Origin of the sequence: Pseudomonas duriflava, from assembly GCF_007830155.1 — a bacterium.
GTDB lineage: Bacteria > Pseudomonadota > Gammaproteobacteria > Pseudomonadales > Pseudomonadaceae > Chryseomonas > Chryseomonas duriflava.
This window is the reverse complement of sequence record NZ_VLKY01000003.1, coordinates 348,748-367,539: the sequence shown is the minus strand read 5'-3', so window position 1 is coordinate 367,539 and position 18,792 is coordinate 348,748. Positions and strand designations below refer to the sequence as shown.

Sequence of the window (18,792 nt, the reverse complement as noted above, 5' to 3'; positions counted from 1 at the left end):
AATATTCAGCTTATTTTTGCCCGCCTATGCCTTCGTGGAAGGGTGTTTATGTCCGGAAAAGCGCAACAGCAATCTCGTCTTAAAGAGTTGATCGCCCGCGGTCGCGAGCAGGGTTACCTGACGTACGCGGAAGTCAACGACCACCTGCCGGAGGATATCTCCGATCCAGAGCAGGTGGAAGACATCATCCGCATGATCAATGACATGGGGATCAACGTATTCGAAACAGCTCCGGATGCGGATACCCTACTGCTTGCCGAAGCGGATACCGATGAAGCCGCCGCTGAAGAAGCCGCTGCCGCTCTGGCCGCGGTGGAAAGTGACGTCGGCCGCACCACAGACCCAGTTCGCATGTATATGCGGGAAATGGGTACTGTCGAACTGCTGACTCGTGAAGGCGAAATTGAAATCGCCAAACGTATCGAGGAAGGCATCCGTGAAGTCATGAGCGCTATTGCTCACTTCCCGGGCTCGGTGGAATACATCCTTAGCGAATATGATCGCGTCACGTCTGAAGGTGGTCGCCTGTCCGACGTTCTGAGTGGCTACATCGATCCTGATGACGGCTCACTCCCGGCGGCAGAAAGCGACGATATTCCAGTGCCGAAGGCCAAGGAAGAAGCTGCTGATAAAGACGATGAAGACGAAAGCGAAGGCGACGATTCCGAAGATGAGGCCGAAAGCGGCCCCGATCCGGAAGAGGCACGCCAGCGCTTTGCCGCTGTTGCCGAGCAGCTGGAAAAGACGCGTAAGGCGCTCCAGAAGCATGGTCGCAGCAGTGATCAGGCCATCGAAGAGCTAGCCGCTCTAGCTACTCTGTTTATGCCGATCAAGCTCGTGCCCAAGCAGTACGATACGCTGGTCAGCCGTGTACGTGAGTCGCTGGATCGTGTTCGCGTCCAAGAACGCGCCATCATGCAGCTGTGCGTACGTGACGCCCGCATGCCGCGCTCTGACTTTCTGCGTTCCTTCCCCAGCAATGAAACCAATATTGGCTGGACAGCCAAGGTTCTGCAGGGCAAGCCCAAGTACGCCGAAGCACTTGAGCGCTTGCAGCCGGACATTCAGCGCAATCAGGAAAAACTGATTGCGCTGCAAAAAGAGTTGGATCTCACGGTTGCTGAGATCAAAGAGATCAACCGCAACATGTCCATCGGCGAAGCCAAGGCTCGTCGGGCAAAGAAAGAGATGGTCGAGGCCAACCTGCGTCTTGTGATCTCCATTGCCAAAAAGTACACCAACCGTGGCCTGCAATTCCTTGATCTCATTCAGGAAGGCAACATCGGCCTGATGAAAGCGGTGGACAAGTTCGAATACCGTCGCGGCTATAAGTTCTCTACGTATGCTACGTGGTGGATTCGCCAGGCAATCACTCGCTCTATTGCAGACCAGGCGCGCACTATTCGTATTCCGGTCCACATGATCGAGACGATCAACAAACTCAACCGCATTTCTCGCCAGATGTTGCAGGAAATGGGTCGTGAACCGACGCCGGAAGAGTTGGGTGAGCGTATGGATATGCCTGAGGACAAGATCCGCAAGGTATTGAAAATCGCTAAAGAACCGATCTCCATGGAAACGCCGATCGGTGACGACGAAGACTCGCACTTGGGCGACTTTATCGAAGATTCTACGATGCAATCTCCGATTGAAGTGGCTACCAGTGAAAGCCTGAAAGAAGCTACTCGTGACGTCCTGGCAGGCCTGACGGCTCGTGAGGCCAAAGTACTGCGCATGCGCTTTGGTATCGATATGAATACTGACCACACCCTTGAGGAAGTGGGCAAGCAATTCGACGTAACGCGTGAGCGGATTCGTCAGATCGAAGCCAAGGCTTTGCGTAAACTGCGTCACCCGTCCCGCAGCGAGCACCTTCGCTCGTTCCTCGACGAGTAAGCCTTTAAAAACCGGAGCCTACGCTCCGGTTTTTTTATTCTTCTTATTTGGCGAATAGCGCAACGGCGGGTATAATGCGCCCCTTCTTACCGGGCCTGTAGCTCAGTCGGTTAGAGCAGAGGACTCATAATCCTTTGGTCGAGAGTTCGAGTCTCTCCGGGCCCACCATTTTCAGAGCCGCGCACTGCGCGGCTTTTTCTTGCGCGATTAAAAAGCGCGGCTGCGTCAATCCTATACTCCTGATACAGCACCGGCTCGCCTGCATCATGCACGCCTTGACGTGGTTAATCCGGTACGCGCCGACTGGAGTACCGGACACCCTACTCAAATATCAACCTCTATGAAACGTCTGAACAAGCCGCTGACAAAACATAGGAAGATTACAAAGTGCCAGGTTGGCTCCGGCTGCCAACTATAGATAAATCTTGGGCAAGGCTCTGCTAATTAATCAAATATTGGCTCAGGAGCATCTTAGGCAGAATGGCTGGTAGGCGCACCAAACTGAAACGGCTTACACATTTAGGTAAGCCGTTTCAGCCTGTGAATCGAAAAACAATCAATTAAGCACTATCTTGCATGTCACGGCGTTCCTTTTCGACCAGTACTGGCCGATTGCGGGCCTGCTCGACGGCAGCGGCACCATTGAGCGGGAGGATAACGCTAAAGGTAGAGCCCTGCCCTTCTATGCTCTTTACACCGATAGAGCCGTGGTGCGCCCTGACAATCTGGTCGGCAATATAGAGCCCAAGCCCAAGACCAGCGACGCCCTCGCTACCACTGACGCGCTCGAACTGACGGAAGATGCGGTCCTGGTGCTCGGTCGAGATACCGATACCTGAATCCTTCACGCTGAGCTCCACCTGATCGGCTTGAACGTCCAACTTGACATGCACGGGCTTGCCAGCACCATAACGCATGGCATTGGTTAGCAAGTTGGCAAGCACCTGTTCGATACGGAACTCATCCCACTCACCCTCGATGCTGTCCGGCACATCCACTGTTAGCTCACAACCGGCAGCTTTCAATTGAGGCATGAAGTTTTCGACAATAGTGGTCACGAGATGTGCGAGATCGAAACGCGAGGTACGGATGGACAGTTTGCCGGTCCGTATCCGGGAAACGTCGAGCATGTCATCGATCAAGCGAACCAGCTTGTGAATCTGGCGTTCGTCCCGCTCAACCATGTCCATGAGCTTGTCGGGTGTAAAAGCAGACAGGTTGTTCTTGCCCAGGTAGATCTTGCGCAACTGTGCTTCAAGGATCAGGGTGTTAAGCGGCGTTTTGAGCTCGTGAGAGACAATGGACATGAAGTCATCGCGCATGCGTACCGCATGCTGCAACTCCGTTTGCGTCTGACGCAGCTCCTCTAGCAAAACCTCTTGCTCTTGCCGACTGCGCTCGAGCGCCTCCAACTGCCGTTTCATCTCCTTACGGTGACGGTACAAGTCGACAAAGACACTGACTTTGCTTCTGACCGCATGGATGTCGAGCGGCTTATAAAGAAAATCTACCGCACCGCTTTCATAGCCTTTGAAGGCGTAATTGCGATCATGGCCGGCCGCACTGACAAACACGATGGGAATATGCTTGGTCTTTTCAGTGCTGCGCATCATTTCTGCCAGCTCGAAGCCGTTCATGACGGGCATCTGGACATCAAGGATAGCCAGCGCAAATTCATGAACCAACAAGAGTTCCAATGCCGATTCGGCAGAGTCCGCTTTGAACACGGCAATATCGTCGTGTTTCAACAACGCTTCGAGTGCCAACAGATTCTCAGGCAAATCATCGACAATGAGAATCTTTGCCCTATCCCCTTCTTTAAGCATTGTTCCGTTCCAGCTCGACGAGCAATGTGTGGATACCTTTGACAGGTAAAACGAAATCCGGAATAAACAGTTCGAGAGCAGCCTCTGGCATAGTAGATACCAGCGCCTCCTCCGGATCTTGCACGACTGTCAGTCCACCGGCTCGGTGAATTGCTCTCAAACCCGTTGCGCCGTCCTCGTTGGCTCCGGTCAATAGAACACCACATAGGTGTTCGCCAAATACATCTGCGGCGCTTTCAAACAATACATCGATGGAAGGCCGTGAATAATGTACACGCTCTTCCTGACTCAAGGAGAGCGTACGGTCCTGCTCTATTAGCAGATGATACCCGGGTGAAGCGAAATAAAGCGTACCGGGCATCAAGGGCGCCTTATCCTCCGCTTCCATAACATGCAACTTCAAGCGCGCCTGGAAAATAGCCGCCAGTTTGCTCGCTTGTCCTTCGGGTACGTGAATAACCACGGCGATAGGCATGCGAAACCCAGACGGCAGCCCTCCCAATACTACACCAAGTGCCTGCAGCCCGCCCGCTGAGGCACCAATGACCACGGCATCAATGCGTCGCGGCGGTAGTTTTGGAAGCCTGTCGGTTAAGGGCATCACGCTATAACCGTCGGAACACACGCTCTTTCTTAACCACCGGCTCGAAGTGATCGGCATACGACGAGAAGTCCAGCGACTCCTTGCTGCCCAATCCCAGGAAACCGCGATGGCAGAGCGATTCATAGAACAGGCCGAAGGCGCGGTCCTGTAGACGTTTATTGAAGTAGATCAAAACGTTGCGGCAGGAGATGAAATGCGTTTCCGAAAACACGCTGTCGGTTGCCAGACTGTGATCGGCAAACGTTACGTTGGCGATGAGGTTTTTATCGAACAGAGCGCCTTCATAAGCGGCCGTGTAGTAGTCCGAAAAGGCCCGCACCCCACCGGACTGCTGATAGCTCTCCGTATATTTGCGAACATGCTCAAGAGGGAAAACGCCTCGCCGAGCTTTTTCCAGGGAACGCGGATTGATATCTGTCGCATAGATCAACGTCCGGTCCAGAAGCCCTTCCTCCTTGAGCAAAATCGCCATGGAGAAAACTTCTTCTCCAGTACTGCATCCTGCAATCCATACTTTCAAGGAAGGATAGGTCTTCAGTACCGGAATGACGTGCTCGCGAAGCGCCTGATAGTAGGTCGGGTCCCTGAACATTTCACTCACGGGAATGGTCAGGAACTGGAGCAGCTCACTGAAGAGCTGTGGATCGTGTAATACCCTGGCTTGCAGATGAGAGATGCTTTCACATTCGAACCTGCTTAATGCCTGCAAGACCCGGCGCTTGAGCGAAGCGCCGGAATAGTCCCGAAAATCATAGCTGTACTTGAGGTAAATCCCCTCGACGAGCAGCCGCAGCTCAATATCCGCCGTACGTTCGGGACACATATTTACAGCTTCTCCAGTGACGGCATCCAGACACGAATCAGAGAGAACAAACGATCAAGGTCGATGGGCTTGGCCAGGTAGTCATTCGCACCGGCTCGCAGGCAGCGCTCCTGATCGTCCTTCATGGCTTTTGCAGTAATGGCAATGATGGGTAGTTTTTGCAGGTAGGGAATTTTGCGAATCTCTTGCATGGCCTGGTAGCCATCCATCATGGGCATCATAATGTCCATCAGTACCAGATCAATCCCGTCTATATTCTGGACTTTTTCTACAGCCTCTACCCCATTCCGGGCAATTTCGACAACTGCGCCTTTTTGTTCCAGTGCACTGGTCAGTGCGAAGATGTTGCGGACATCATCGTCTACCAGCAACAGCTTACGGCCCTCAAAGGCCTTATCACGGCTGCGGGCCGTCTTGAGCATTTTTTGCCGCTCCGGCGGCATATCAGCCTCAATCTTGTGCAGGAACAGCGTGACTTCATCAAGCAGGCGCTCGGGTGAGCGAGCCCCTTTGATAATGATCGAGCGCGAGTATTTCATGAGGTTAGCTTCCTCATCGCGCGTGAGGCTGCGTCCGGTGTAAACGATTACCGGTGGGAAGGAGCAGATCTCCTCGCTGGCCATGCGCTCGAGCAGTTCATTGCCTTCCATATCCGGGAGCTTAAGGTCAATGACCATGCAATCGTAGATATTTTCCCGCAGCAGCTTTAGCGCCTCGTTGCCATATTCAACGGCCGTAATCTCGACATCAGCGTCGCCGATCAGCTTGGCGATGCTGTCGCGCTGCAGAGCATCGTCTTCCACCAACAGGATTCGCTTCATTTTCTGGGAGAACTTAGCCTCCAGCTTGCTGAAGACTCCCTTGAGCTCATCGCGCGTTGTAGGTTTCATGGCATACCCCACCGCGCCCATGTGCATCGCGGCTTCAACGCGGTCCTCAACGGACACTACATGTACAGGTATATGCCGGGTGCGTGGATTTTCCTTGAGCCGTTCAAGCACGGTCAGGCCGGAATGATCCGGTAGTCGCATGTCCAGCAGAATCGCGTCGGGAATGAACTCCAGTGCTGTGTCGAAACCTTCATCGGCACCATGGGCAACCAGGCAGCTGTACTTCAGCTCATGTGCCAGATCGAAGAGGATACGAGCAAATTGTGGCTCGTCTTCAATGATCAGTACCTTGCGGTCCGGGAAGGGCATAGTCTCTCGGTCATCCAAGAACGGACGCGTCGGGACTCCTGCTTCAGGCACGACAGGAGCAGACTCTACTGCCTGAATAGCAGGTGCGGCCCTAGGCGCTTCAGCAACAGGGCGGGACGCCGGAGCCGGGGTGACGGATGCCGCCATGGCCGTTTTAGCCTGTGGCTTCTCCGCGAGCAGGGGTTCTTCGTATTGAAGCGGCACATGCAGCGTGAACGTACTGCCCTGCTGGGGCACGCTCTGGACATGAATCGTACCGCCAAGGAGCTTAGCCAAGTCACGAGAGATCGAAAGCCCCAGACCCGTTCCACCATAACGGCGTGTCGTAGCCCCATCCGCCTGACGGAACGCTTCAAAGATAAGCGCCTGCTGGTCGAGCGGGATACCAATGCCCGAGTCGGTTACGGCAAAGGCCAAGCGATTATCATGCAGCGAAACCTTTAACGAAACGCCGCCTCGCTCAGTAAATTTGAAGGCATTGGATAGCAGATTTTTAAGAATCTGTTCAATGCGCTGGCGATCGGAATAGAGGAAGGCAGGGACGTCTTCGCCTACCTGGATATCAAAAGTCAGACCACGGCTGTCGGCGACTGGATTAAACGACCCGCGTAAGGTCTCGACGACCCGCTTGAGCGATACCTGTTCCGGCCGAATTTCCAGCATGCCGGCCTCAACCTTGGAAATATCGAGGATATCGTTGATGAGGTTCAGTAGATCGTTACCCGCGGAGTAGATGGACTCGGCATAGCGCACCTGCTCAGCGGTCAGATTGGATTCGGTGTTATCCGCCAGTAGCTTGGCCAAAATCAGCGAACTGTTGAGCGGGGTACGCAGCTCATGGGACATATTCGCAAGAAATTCAGATTTGTACTGGCTGGCCCGCTCCAGATCTCTGGCTCTCTCCTCAAGTTGGCTTTGCGCCTCGTTGAGCCGCTGGTTGCGATCATCCAGGATATCGCGCTGCTGCTCCAGTTCATGCGCCTGCTCAGATAATTGCTCGTTAGTCTGCTCAAGCTCGGCCTGTTGCTGCTCGAGGTGGGCCTGTGACTCCTTGAGCGCTCGAGACTGCTCTTCCAGTTCTTCGTTAGCCGTTCTGAGCTCTTCCTGTTGAACCTGAAGCTCTTCATTAAGCTGCTGTGTTTCAGCCAAGAGCTTCTGCAGCCGCTGCCGGTATTTGGCGGCCTCGATGGATGAGCCAATTGCACCGGATACCAGTCTCAATAATTCGGCATCGCGAACGTCCAGCGGGCGAGTGAAGCCCAGCTCAACGACCCCGTTGACCAAACCATCACTTTCAATAGGCACGATCAGCGCGGAAGCCGCTGTCGCATCGCCGACACCAGATGCTACCTTGAGGTACTCTGCCGGCAGATCGCGCAATTCAATGAGACGGGCCTCCTGTGCCGCCTGCCCGACTAGATTCTCACCAAAGGCCAACTCCCGGCGCTCGGCCAGGTTTTTCTCACTTAAGGCATAATCGGCTACACGTTCGAGCCGGCGGATACCGTCCTGGACAATATACAAAGCCCCTACCGACGCCCCCAGGTAACGTGCCAGGAACTGCAGAATACTTTGCCCCAACAGCGGCAGCGTAAGCTGGCCGATTACTTGCTCAGACAGTTGCATCTGACCAGCGCGATACCATGCCTGCTTTTGTAACTGCTCGGCATGCTCCATCTGCTGGTCGAGTATTTCCGTGTAGGTATCAGACAACCGAGTCAGCTCACGGCGCCCCAAGAAAGCCAGCAAGCCGCTCAACAAGAGACTTATCGCTAGAAAGGCTGCGACGATAACAATAGTGATCTTACCGGCCGAGGCGCTCCGTTCATCTCGGATTTGCTCTTCGAGTGCTAAAAAGTCGCCGAAATCACGTCGTATGTCGTCGATCAGGCTCTTGGTTTTCCCATCTTTGATTATATTTAGGTAATCATGACCCTGCTGACGCAAGGTGATGAGCTGATCAGCATATTCCCGCCATGAGCGATGCACGCTTTCTATCCGCTCCAGGCGGCGCACCTGACTCTGGTCGCTTGTGACCATACCCTTGAGCTCATCCAGCTGCCGTTCGACATTAGGCAACGCTCTCTGATAAGGCTCTAGAAAAGCCGTATCGCCACTGAGCAGGTAGCCGCGCATGCCTGTCTCGAGGTCAACAACGAGTCGGAAAGCGTTATTACCATTACTGATGACTCGATCGGCATGCTCGATCCACTGACTGACGGACAGCAGGTAATAAATAATGGCGACAAAGAAAGCGGAGGTTAAAAATCCAATTCCGAGCGGAAGAGTAAGATTGCGGCTCAGTATGCGGCGAAAGCTTTGCTGATCGACAGGCGACTCACGATTCATGCGCTACTCGATATCCATCATGAATAAAAGCGGCTGCTCGAAGGGCAGCCGCATTACCAGCGTGTCCGAAAGAGTAGCTGTTGGCAGCGATAATGCGGCCAACGGCATCGAGCACGCCGTTGGATCATAACAAATTGAGAGCGTTTACTAGCGTCGTGCGATGATCCAAACCGCATGGATAATGCCAGGGATATAGCCTAGGAGAGTCAGGAGGATGTTGAGCCAGAAGGCCCCTCCAAAACCAACCTGGAGGAATACACCGAGAGGGGGAAGAACAATGGCGCAGATGATGCGAATCAGGTCCATTTGCGTGCTCCAAATAGCTGGCCGTGGGAAAATACCCCCATCAGACTCAGTCACTGCGCACCGGTTCCTTCGCAGAAAGACAATAAAAAACCCCGCCGAGGCGGGGCTTTGCAGACTGGGCGATTTCCTTATCCACGTCAATCCTGACGCACGCTCCTTCAAATCCCTGTTTGACCTGTAGCGCTTCCTGCGCTGGATTCGATGGAGTCAGCATAAGGATTCAGCCTGTAGCACAACAGCGCCAATCACAGTGACACTGTGTAAGCCTTTCGCCATAAGCTCCGGCAGGTCAGAACTGAGCTGCCTCTAGGCCATAGAGCACATCGCTGCCAGCCTTGACGGTGGCAGTGAGCGAATGGATACGGGGCAGCAGCCGGGTATAAAAGAACCGCGCCGTGGCGCGCTTGGCTACGTGAGCATCACTTTCCCCCTGTGCCGCCTGCACCATACGCGCCCAGAGGTAGGCATAGACGGTATAACCGAATACATGCAGGTATTCGACGGAGGCGGCACCTATTTCGTTAGGGCTGGTCTTCGCCTGGGTGATAACCCATTCCGTTAGAGCATCAAGGTTTTCCATAGCCTGTCGCAAGGGAGTAGCGAATTCACTCATGCCCTCATCCAAGGAGGACACGTAGGCATACACCTCATCAGCCAATATGCGGTACAGGCTACCGCCAGACCCTACGACCTTACGGCCCATCAGGTCGAGTGCCTGAATACCATTGGTGCCTTCGTAGATCTGGGTGATGCGTACGTCACGCACCAACTGTTCCTGTCCCCATTCGCGAATATAACCATGCCCGCCAAAGATCTGCTGGCCATGTACGCAGGTTTCCAGCCCCAAATCCGTCAGGAATGCTTTGGCCACTGGCGTAAGCAGCGCCACCATGGACTCTGCCCGAGAGCGAGCCTGTTCGTCTGGACTGAACTTGGCGATATCAAGCTGTAAGGCTACATACGTTGAAAAGGCGCGACCGCCTTCGTTCAAAGCCTTCATGGTCAGTAACATGCGACGTACATCGGGATGAACAATGAGGGGGTCGGCAACCTTGTCAGGAGCAACCACGCCCGTCGCCGCACGGCTTTGCAAACGCTCGCGGGCATAGTCGACTGCGTTTTGGTAGGAGCGCTCACCGGCCGCCAAGCCCTGAATACCAACGCCAAGACGTTCGTAGTTCATCATGGTAAACATGGCAGCCAAGCCCTTGTTAGGCGCACCCACCAGATAACCGATCGCCCCATCGAAGTTCATAACGCATGTGCTGGAGCCATGAATACCCATCTTGTGCTCGATAGAGCCGCATACCAACGAATTGCGTTCGCCCAGATGACCGCCTTCGTTAACCATGAACTTTGGTACGAGAAACAGGGAAATCCCTTTAGAACCCGCTGGCGCGTCTGGCAGCTTGGCCAATACAAGATGGATGATATTCTCGGAAAGATCATGCTCACCGGCCGTAATAAAAATTTTCGTTCCGGTTACAGCATAACGGCCGTCGCCCAGGGGCTCAGCCCGTGTACGAATGATACCTAGGTCCGTGCCAGCATGAGGCTCAGTCAGGCACATGGAGCCAGCCCATACGCCGGCATACAGGTTGGGCAGGTAGCGGGTCTTGAGCTCTTCGCTGGCATGAGCGTGAATGGCCAGGCAACTGCCCGCCGTCAGCATGGGGTACAGTCCGAACGACAAGCTAGCCGCGTTAACCATTTCTTCGACCTGAGCTGAAATGACCTTGGGCATGCCCATGCCGCCATATTCCGGATCGCCACCTACCCCAACCCAGCCGCCTTGGGCATAGATGTTATAAGCCTCGCGAAAGCCGGCTGGGGTCGTCACGCTTCCGTCCTGCCAGCGACACCCCTCTTCGTCGGCATTACGATTGAGGGGTGCTAGAGTGCGAGCCGCAACTTTGGCTGCCTCCTCGAGAATAGCCTCGGCCGTTTCAGTATCGACGCGCTCGGCCAGAGCCGGTAGTTGCTTCCAGACCTCCTGAACGTTAAAGACTTCATTGAGCAGAAAACGCATGTCACGTAACGGAGCGTGGTAGTCGGCCATCGGGCAGTCCTCCAGCAAAGGCACGGTTATCCGGCACTTTTTTGTAAGTATTGCCCGAGTGTAGCGAATACGAAAAAAGGGCCATAGGTTCATGATCCGACCGACAAGTCATCCGACTTGCGGTGTGTTCACGGCCATTTTTTGAAGAGTTTCTGCTCAATAAAAAAGGGATGCCAGAGGCATCCCTTTTCAAGTCACAACCGTTTAGATCCCGACCTTGGCCTTTAGACGCCATTGATGCAACAACGGCTCGGTATAGCCATTAGGTTGCTCGCAGCCCTTGAGTACCAGATCGCGGGCGGCCCGGAAGGCATAAGATGACTCGAAGTTAGGTGCCATCGGGCGATACAGCGGGTCATCGGCATTCTGCTCATCAACGATACGCGCCATGCGCTGCAGGGTCTCGATGACCTGCGCCTGGTTGGTTACCCCGTGGCGTAGCCAGTTGGCAATATGCTGACTAGAGATACGCAACGTCGCACGGTCTTCCATCAGGCCAACGTTGTGGATATCCGGCACCTTCGAACAACCGACGCCCTGCTCTACCCAGCGAACCACATAGCCCAGGATGCCCTGCGCATTGTTGTCCAGTTCCTGCTGGATTTCGTCGGCCGACCAGTTGGGTGCATCGACCACCGGCACAGTCAGCAGATCATTAAGCAGGCTGTCACGCGCGGCGTTTACGTCTACCTGCTCCAACTCTTGCTGAATGGCCTGTACGTCGATCTGGTGATAATGCAGCGCGTGTAGCGTGGCCGCAGTGGGCGACGGTACCCAGGCGGTGTTGGCGCCAGCCTTGGGATGGCCTATCTTTTGTTCGAGCATGGCGGCCATCAGATCTGGCATGGCCCACATGCCTTTACCAATCTGAGCGCGACCGCGCAGGCCGCACGCCAGGCCGACCAGTACATTGTTGCGCTCGTAGGCGGCGATCCACTTTGTTCCCTTCATGTCACCTTTGCACAGCATCGCACCGGCTTCCATGCTGGTGTGCATCTCGTCGCCGGTGCGATCCAGGAAACCGGTGTTGATGAAGGCTACGCGCGAGGCGGCCTCGGCAATACAGGCCTTCAGGTTAACGCTGGTACGGCGCTCCTCATCCATGATGCCCATCTTGATGGTATTTACCGGCAATCCCAGCATCTCTTCGACCCGGGCGAACAGTTGCGCAGCAAAGGCAACTTCTTTAGGCCCATGCATCTTGGGCTTTACGATATAAACCGAGCCGGTGCGTGAGTTGCCGCGCCGCGCCAGGTCATGCAACGCGATAGTAACCGTGACAACAGCATCCAGGATGCCTTCAGGAATTTCCTGCCCTTCTCCGTACAGAATCGCCGGGTTGGTCATTAGATGGCCGACGTTGCGTACGAAAAGTAGCGAACGGCCATGCAGGGTCAGACTACTGCCGTCGGCTGCGGTGTATTCACGATCTGGGTTCAAGCGACGAGTGAAACGCTTATCGCCCTTGGTAACCTCTTCAACGAGATCCCCCTTCATTAAACACAGCCAGTTACGGTAGGCCAGGACTTTGTCCTGCGCATCGACGGCTGTAATGGAATCTTCGAGGTCCATGATGGTGCTGACAGCAGATTCCATCAGAATGTCTTTGACTCCGGCCTTGTCGTTTTGGCCGATCTGAGAGTGCCGGTCGATCTGGATTTCAAAATGCAAGCCGTTGTGCTTAAGCAGAATGGCAGAGGGCTCGGATGCATCGCCCTGGTAGCCGACAAACAGTGACGGATCGGCCAACTCACAGGCGCCTTCCTTCATGGCCACAACCAGGCGGCCGCCATCGACGCGGTAGCCTTTGGCATCTTTGTGTGAGCCTTTGGCAAGGGGCGCTGCCTGATCCAGGAAGTTACGTGCAAACTCAATAACCTTGGCACCGCGTATGGGGTTGTAACCCGTGCCCTTTTCCGCGCCGTCGGCTTCCGGAAGGGCATCGGTGCCGTAAAGGGCATCGTACAGCGAGCCCCAGCGGGCGTTGGCGGCGTTCAAGGCATAACGGGCATTGAGGACGGGCACAACCAATTGTGGGCCGGCCTGTTCGGCGATTTCCGTATCAACATTGGTTGTGGAGGCCTTAACCCGCTCCGGCTGGGGCAATAGATAGCCAATAGACTCAAGAAAGCTGCGATAAGCCGGCATGTTAGTGATCGGGCCGGGATGGGCGCGATACCAGTCGTCCAACTGCGCCTGGATACGATTACGTTCGGCCAACAGGGCCTGATTCGTAGGCGCCAGCTCATGGACCAAGGCATCAAAGCCCTGCCAGAACGCCCCGCTGTCGATCCCAGTGCCAGGAAGTACCTGCTCCTCAATGAAACGATAGAGCGACGTAGCAACTTGTAGGCGATGGCATGAAGTGCGTTGAGTCATAATGAGATCCTGTCTTTTTATTATCGATTCAACCCAATACTGCTTCAGCGCCTGCCTTGGCAACCTGCGCGTCCTGATCCGCCTTGATGCCAGAAACGCCGACTGCACCGACAACCTGCCCGTCGACTACAACAGGCACGCCACCTTCCAACATGCCAGCCAAAACCGGGGCAGACAGAAAGGCGGTACGTCCGCCGTTGATCATGTCTTCGAAGCCTTTTGATTCACGTCGGCCCAACGCCGCCGTGCGAGCTTTTTCCGTGGAGATATAAGCGCTAGTCGGCGCGGCATTGTCCAGGCGCAGCAGCGCCAGAGGGTGTCCACCGTCGTCGACCACTGCAATGGTAACGGCCCACTGATTACGCTCAGCTTCGGCGCGCGCGGCGTCCAGGATGCGATTCACTTCAGTGACGGTCAGGACGGCTTTGCTATGCATGCGTGTTCTCCACATGAGGATTAAAGGACTGAGTAGCGAGGGCGGCGTCGACGATCTCGATCCAATGCCGGACCGGTGTACGACTAGCACCTCCAAGATGCGTCTGGCAACCAATATTGGCCGTGACAATCACATCAGGCTGACCACTTTCGAGCGCTGCGAGCTTGTTGTCTCGCAGCTGACGGGACAATTCCGGCTGGGTGATCGAATAGGTTCCGGCCGAGCCGCAACATAGGTGAGCATCCGGCACGGGTGACAACGTATAGCCCAGACGTTGCAGGACATCCTCCACGGCGCCCCCTAATCGCTGGGCATGCTGCAACGTGCAGGGACAATGGAAGGCCAGCCGATGACTAGCACTGACGGCGAGTCGCTCCAGAGGCTCGGCGCGTATGACTTCAACGATATCCTTGGCCAGCTCCGAAACCCGCTGCGCCTTCGCGGCATACGCTGGATCATCCTTAAGCAGATGACCGTACTCTTTGATGAACGCGCCGCAACCGCTGGCTGTCTGGACAATTGCCTCCGCTCCGGCCTCAATAGAAGGCCACCAGGCATCAATGTTGCGCCGTGCGCGATCAAGGCCGTCATCCTGGGCATTAAGGTGAAATTCCACCGCCCCGCAGCAACCAGCCCGGGGCGCATCAATTACACTGATGCCGAGCCGGTCCAGTACACGCGCCGTCGCGGCGTTGGTGTTAGGCGACAGACCAGGCTGCACACAACCTTCCAGCATCAGAACATGACGTGTATGACGTGCCGTCGGCCGCTTACCGGCGGGCAGAGGATCAGCAGGCAACTTGCTCTTCAGCGCCACGGGCAGCAAGGGACGCAATGTCTGACCGGCCCCAGCCAAGCCTTTGAACAAGGTCGGATGAGGCAGTACCGTACGTAGCCCAGCGCGCAGTAAGCGCTCCCCTAGTGAGCGTGGCACACGGCGCTCCAGCTCAGCACGACCAATGTCTAGCAGGTTGTGATAGGTCACGCCCGAAGGACAGGTTGTTTCACAGTTACGGCAGGTCAGGCAGCGGTCGAGGTGCAACTGCGTTTTCTTAGTCACCTCACCGCCTTCCAGCATCTGTTTGATAAGGTAGATTCGCCCACGGGGGCCATCTAGCTCATCACCCAGTAGTTGATAGGTTGGGCAGGTAGCATTGCAAAAACCGCAATGCACACAACTCCGCAGGACTCGCTCGGCTTCTGCCGCGTGCGGCAGGCGCCGAGCCTCTTCACTCAATATGGTTTGCATTACAGCTCCGCATACAGTCGACCAGGATTGAACAGCCCATGCGGGTCCATTTGCTGTTTGAGCTGACGCTGATAGCGTAACAGCGCAGGTGCCAAGGGATGGAACGGCTCGCGCCCAGCTTCGGAAGTGAAACACATGGCATGCCCGCCAGCCTGCTCGGCAAGACGGCGCAGCGTGGCGGCGGCGCTGCTGGACTTCAACCAGCGTTGGGCACCCGCCCAATCCATCAGTACGCTGCCCGGTAAATCCAGCACAGGCGTATGGTTGGGCAAGGACAAACGCCACAGAGGGCGCGGATCGCTGAAGAAATCCAGACGATGTTCTCGCAGAGCCTCCCAATAATCAGCTGGCAACCTATCGCCTCCGATCCGGTCACAGGCCGATGCCACCGAGCCCTCGCCACCCTCCAGCCGCACGTACAAAGCAGTACCGTCATGACTGGCGGCGGAAAGGGGAATAGCCTGACGCTCCCATTCGGCCAGCTTGATCAACGCCCGGTGCGTATCGATTTCCAAACGCAGGCTGGCGCTTTGCCGCGGCTTGGGCAGCACTTTGAGCGATACCTCAGTGATCACGCCCAGGCACCCAAAGCTGCCTGCGAGAAGACGCGACAGGTCATAACCCGCCACGTTTTTCATCACCTCACCACCGAAGCGCAGATGTTTGCCCTCCCCGGTAATAACGCGAGTGCCCAGAACAAAGTCGCGTACCGACCCAGCCCAGGGCCGACGCGGCCCTGAAAAGCCAGTAGCGATCATTCCGCCCACCGTAGCGCCTTCACCATAATGGGGCGGCTCACAGGGCAACATCTGGCCGTTCGCCTCCAGCGCCGCTTCGAGCTCAGACAAGGACGTACCGGTGCGAACGGTGACCACCAGTTCGGTTGGGTCGTAGGTTACGATGCCACGGTGCGCCCGGGTATCAAGCTCTTTTCCCTCAACGGGTCGACCCAGGTTCCGTTTGCTATCACCCCCACGGATACGCAGGGCTTGACGCTTTTCGATGGCCTGCAGTACTTCGTCCTGGAGAGACTGGGCCGCGTCGTGAGAAGCAGTCATGGCATCCATCAAAAGCGCTCCAGCTCAGGAAAAGGCAATTTGCCGTGGTGCACATGCATACCGCCGAATTCGGCACAGCGGTGCAATGTCGGCACGTTCTTGCCTGGATTGAGTAAGCCCTTCTCGTCAAAAGCCTTTTTGACGGCATGAAACATCGTCAACTCGTCCGGCTTGAACTGGGTGCACATCGAGTTGATTTTCTCGCGTCCGACGCCATGTTCCCCGGTAATGCTGCCGCCCACCTCAACACAGAGATCGAGGATCTTGGCCCCTAACTCCTCGGCTCGCTCCAGCTCACCGGGCTGGTTGGCATCGAACAGGATCAATGGATGCATATTGCCGTCACCGGCATGGAAAACGTTGGCGACACGCAGGCTGTACTGCCGGGACAACTCTTCGATGCCGCGTAAAACACCAGGGAGCGCACGACGAGGAATGGTGCCATCCATACAATAATAATCAGGAGAGATACGCCCAACGGCCGGGAAGGCATTCTTGCGACCTGCCCAGAACCGCTGCCGCTCGGCCTCATCACGCGCCAGACGAATCTCCGTGGCACCTGCTTTTTCCAGTACCTGCCGCACTCGATCGCAGTCGGCATGAACATCGGACTCTACGCCATCCAGTTCGCACAACAGGATCGCCTCGGCATCCACGGGGTAGCCCGCATGAATGAAGTCTTCAGCAGCGCGGATGGACAGGTTGTCCATCATTTCCAGACCACCGGGAATGATGCCTGCCGCAATAATGTCACCTACGGCACGTCCAGCCTTTTCGATATTGTCAAAACTGGCCATGACCACCTTGGCCGTCTGTGGCTTGGGCAGCAGCTTCACGGTTACTTCCACTACCACGCCCAGCAGGCCTTCCGAACCGGTAAACAGCGCCAGCAGATCAAAGCCGGGTGAATCCAGCGCTTCGCTGCCCAGGGTAAGGCGCTCACCCTCGATGGTTACGATGTCGACTTTGAGAATATTGTGTACCGTCAGCCCATACTTCAGGCAATGCACACCACCGGCGTTCTCCGCCACGTTGCCGCCAATGGAACACGCAATCTGTGAAGATGGGTCAGGAGCGTAGTACAGCCCGTACGGGCTGGCTGCTTGGGAAATAGCAAGGTTACGTACGCCAGGCTGGACCCGCGCACGGCGGGCATCCGGGTCGAGCTCGAGAATTTTGTTGAACCGCGCCATGACCAACAAAATGCCCTGCTCCAGCGGCAAGGCCCCTCCCGACAGTCCAGTGCCGGCACCGCGTGCTACCACCGGAACGTTTTGCGCATGGCACAACCGCATGATGGTCTGGACCTGTTCAACCGTGTCTGGCAGCACAACGGCCATTGGCGTTGTGCTGTAGGCAGAAAGGCCGTCACACTCATAAGGCTTGAGGTCTTCACCTTCGTGGAGAACCAGCAACCCCGGTAGCGCTTCGTGTAGCGAGGCGATCAGTCGAGTCTTGTCCACACGGGGCAGTACACCATCGACGCGCTCGTCGTAGAGGATATTCATTGCCTGGTACCAATCTTGTTGTTCTTATGCCGACGGGCCGGTGATCGACCTAGCGCCTGCTAATCATGCTTTTCTTTTACTCCTCCTGCCCGTCAACGTCTATGCACCTAAAAGCTGGTCAGACCAGTTTTTTAGAAGATCCTATAAACCTTTAGTCTAATGAAAGCAGCTTTGATAAGGCTTTCAGCTGTGCTGTATGCTTATGGTCATCCCCACGCCAAAACTGGTCAGACCACTTAATTATGAGCGAAACCGAGAGCAACAAGCGTCGTCACGTTGCTGATGCCGTCAGTGAGCAGATCGAGCGTCTGATCGTGGATGGAGTCTTGAAGGTTGGCCAGGCTCTACCTTCCGAACGGCGTCTATGTGACAAGCTGGGCGTTTCTCGAGCAGCGCTCCGTGAGGGACTGGGCCTTTTACGGGCACGCGGCATTATCGAAACCAGCCAGGGCCGCGGATCATTTGTTGCCCGGCTTAGTGCATCCAACGACACCAGTCCGCTGCTGCACCTGTTTGGCAGCCAGCCCAGAACACTGTTTGATTTGCTGGAAGTTCGCGCCCTGCTTGAAGGCGAGGCCGCTCACTTGGCCGCTCTACGAGGCACGGAGGCGGATTTCGTTCTCATCGGCCGACGCTACCAAGAGCTGTGCCGTGCTTGTGAAAAGCCGGAGGAGCTCGACGCCGACATCCATGCCCGTCTCGACCATGCCTTTCATCTATCTGTCTACGAAGCATCCCATAACCCGGTACTCGTCCATACTCTGCAATCTCTGAACGACCTCTTGCTCGGTTCGGTATTCGCCTGTATCGCCAACCTTTATCACCGCCCGCCGCATCGCAAGCAGATCGACCGCCAGCACACCCGCCTTTATCAAGCCGTGACCCAGCGATTGCCGGGACAGGCCCGCCGCGCTGCGCTCGATCATATTCACAGCATTCGTGACAACTTGCGGGAGATCGAGCAGGAAGAACAGCGTCTGGTGCGTGCAACGATGCGCCTCGAGGGCTGGATGTGACCGTCGGGACATGAATACCGACCACTGAAGAGGCTTGTGACTTGAGTCACAGCATGAACCTGCCCGCTCCGGCACCCTCCCGCG

General features: G+C 55.8%; 13 protein-coding genes and 1 tRNA gene. 3 read left to right on the top strand and 11 right to left on the bottom strand.

Annotated features, from left to right (window positions below):
• Positions 1-48: 48 nt before the first annotated feature.
• Positions 49-1,896 carry an RNA polymerase sigma factor RpoD gene (gene rpoD / locus IQ22_RS06130; protein WP_145139596.1) on the top strand — a complete coding sequence of 616 codons (1,848 nt, stop codon included), beginning with the start codon at positions 49-51 and terminating at the stop codon, positions 1,894-1,896.
• A 91-nt stretch (positions 1,897-1,987) separates the two neighbouring features.
• Positions 1,988-2,064 (top strand) — tRNA-Ile (locus tag IQ22_RS06125).
• Between the two features lie 392 nt (positions 2,065-2,456).
• Here IQ22_RS06125 and IQ22_RS06120 read toward each other — a convergent pair.
• The 11 genes from IQ22_RS06120 to glcD all read right to left on the bottom strand — a co-directional run bounded on the left by IQ22_RS06120 (position 2,457) and on the right by glcD (position 17,692).
• On the bottom strand, positions 2,457-3,722 hold the full coding sequence (locus tag IQ22_RS06120; protein WP_145139595.1) for a hybrid sensor histidine kinase/response regulator: 1,266 nt from the start codon (positions 3,720-3,722) through the stop codon (positions 2,457-2,459).
• Positions 3,715-4,323, bottom strand: coding sequence for a chemotaxis protein CheB (locus IQ22_RS06115; protein WP_145139592.1), 609 nt, complete (start codon positions 4,321-4,323; stop codon positions 3,715-3,717). Before IQ22_RS06115 ends, IQ22_RS06120 begins: the two co-directional genes overlap by 8 nt.
• 4 nt (positions 4,324-4,327) lie before the next feature.
• On the bottom strand, positions 4,328-5,149 hold the full coding sequence (locus tag IQ22_RS06110; RefSeq protein ID WP_145139589.1) for a CheR family methyltransferase: 822 nt from the start codon (positions 5,147-5,149) through the stop codon (positions 4,328-4,330).
• 2 nt (positions 5,150-5,151) lie between these two features.
• Complete coding sequence (locus IQ22_RS06105) at positions 5,152-8,697, bottom strand: response regulator (RefSeq protein WP_145139587.1); 3,546 nt, start codon at positions 8,695-8,697, stop codon at positions 5,152-5,154.
• A gap of 147 nt (positions 8,698-8,844) precedes the next feature.
• Positions 8,845-9,003: a YqaE/Pmp3 family membrane protein gene (locus tag IQ22_RS06100; RefSeq protein WP_145139584.1), complete on the bottom strand. Its 159-nt coding sequence runs from the start codon at positions 9,001-9,003 to the stop codon at positions 8,845-8,847.
• A 289-nt stretch (positions 9,004-9,292) separates the two neighbouring features.
• Positions 9,293-11,062 (bottom strand): acyl-CoA dehydrogenase C-terminal domain-containing protein, encoded by a 1,770-nt coding sequence (locus IQ22_RS06095; protein WP_145139582.1) that lies wholly within the window; start codon positions 11,060-11,062, stop codon positions 9,293-9,295.
• A gap of 204 nt (positions 11,063-11,266) precedes the next feature.
• Positions 11,267-13,441 carry a malate synthase G gene (locus tag IQ22_RS06090; RefSeq protein WP_145139579.1) on the bottom strand — a complete coding sequence of 725 codons (2,175 nt, stop codon included), beginning with the start codon at positions 13,439-13,441 and terminating at the stop codon, positions 11,267-11,269.
• Between the two features lie 28 nt (positions 13,442-13,469).
• Positions 13,470-13,877 carry a heme-binding protein gene (locus tag IQ22_RS06085; protein ID WP_145139576.1) on the bottom strand — a complete coding sequence of 136 codons (408 nt, stop codon included), beginning with the start codon at positions 13,875-13,877 and terminating at the stop codon, positions 13,470-13,472.
• On the bottom strand, positions 13,870-15,126 hold the full coding sequence (glcF, locus tag IQ22_RS06080; RefSeq protein ID WP_145139573.1) for a glycolate oxidase subunit GlcF: 1,257 nt from the start codon (positions 15,124-15,126) through the stop codon (positions 13,870-13,872). Before glcF ends, IQ22_RS06085 begins: the two co-directional genes overlap by 8 nt.
• A complete protein-coding gene (glcE, locus tag IQ22_RS06075) occupies positions 15,126-16,184 on the bottom strand; it encodes a glycolate oxidase subunit GlcE (RefSeq protein ID WP_145139756.1) in 1,059 nt (352 codons plus the stop codon). Before glcE ends, glcF begins: the two co-directional genes overlap by 1 nt.
• 8 nt (positions 16,185-16,192) lie before the next feature.
• The gene (gene glcD, locus IQ22_RS06070; RefSeq protein WP_145139571.1) at positions 16,193-17,692 is read right to left on the bottom strand and encodes a glycolate oxidase subunit GlcD; all 1,500 of its coding nucleotides are present in this window, start codon (positions 17,690-17,692) and stop codon (positions 16,193-16,195) included.
• Positions 17,693-17,934: 242 nt separating this feature from the next.
• Here glcD and glcC point away from each other — a divergent pair, with 242 nt between their 5' ends.
• Complete coding sequence (gene glcC, locus IQ22_RS06065) at positions 17,935-18,708, top strand: transcriptional regulator GlcC (RefSeq protein WP_145139568.1); 774 nt, start codon at positions 17,935-17,937, stop codon at positions 18,706-18,708.
• The last annotated feature ends 84 nt before the right edge of the window (positions 18,709-18,792 follow it).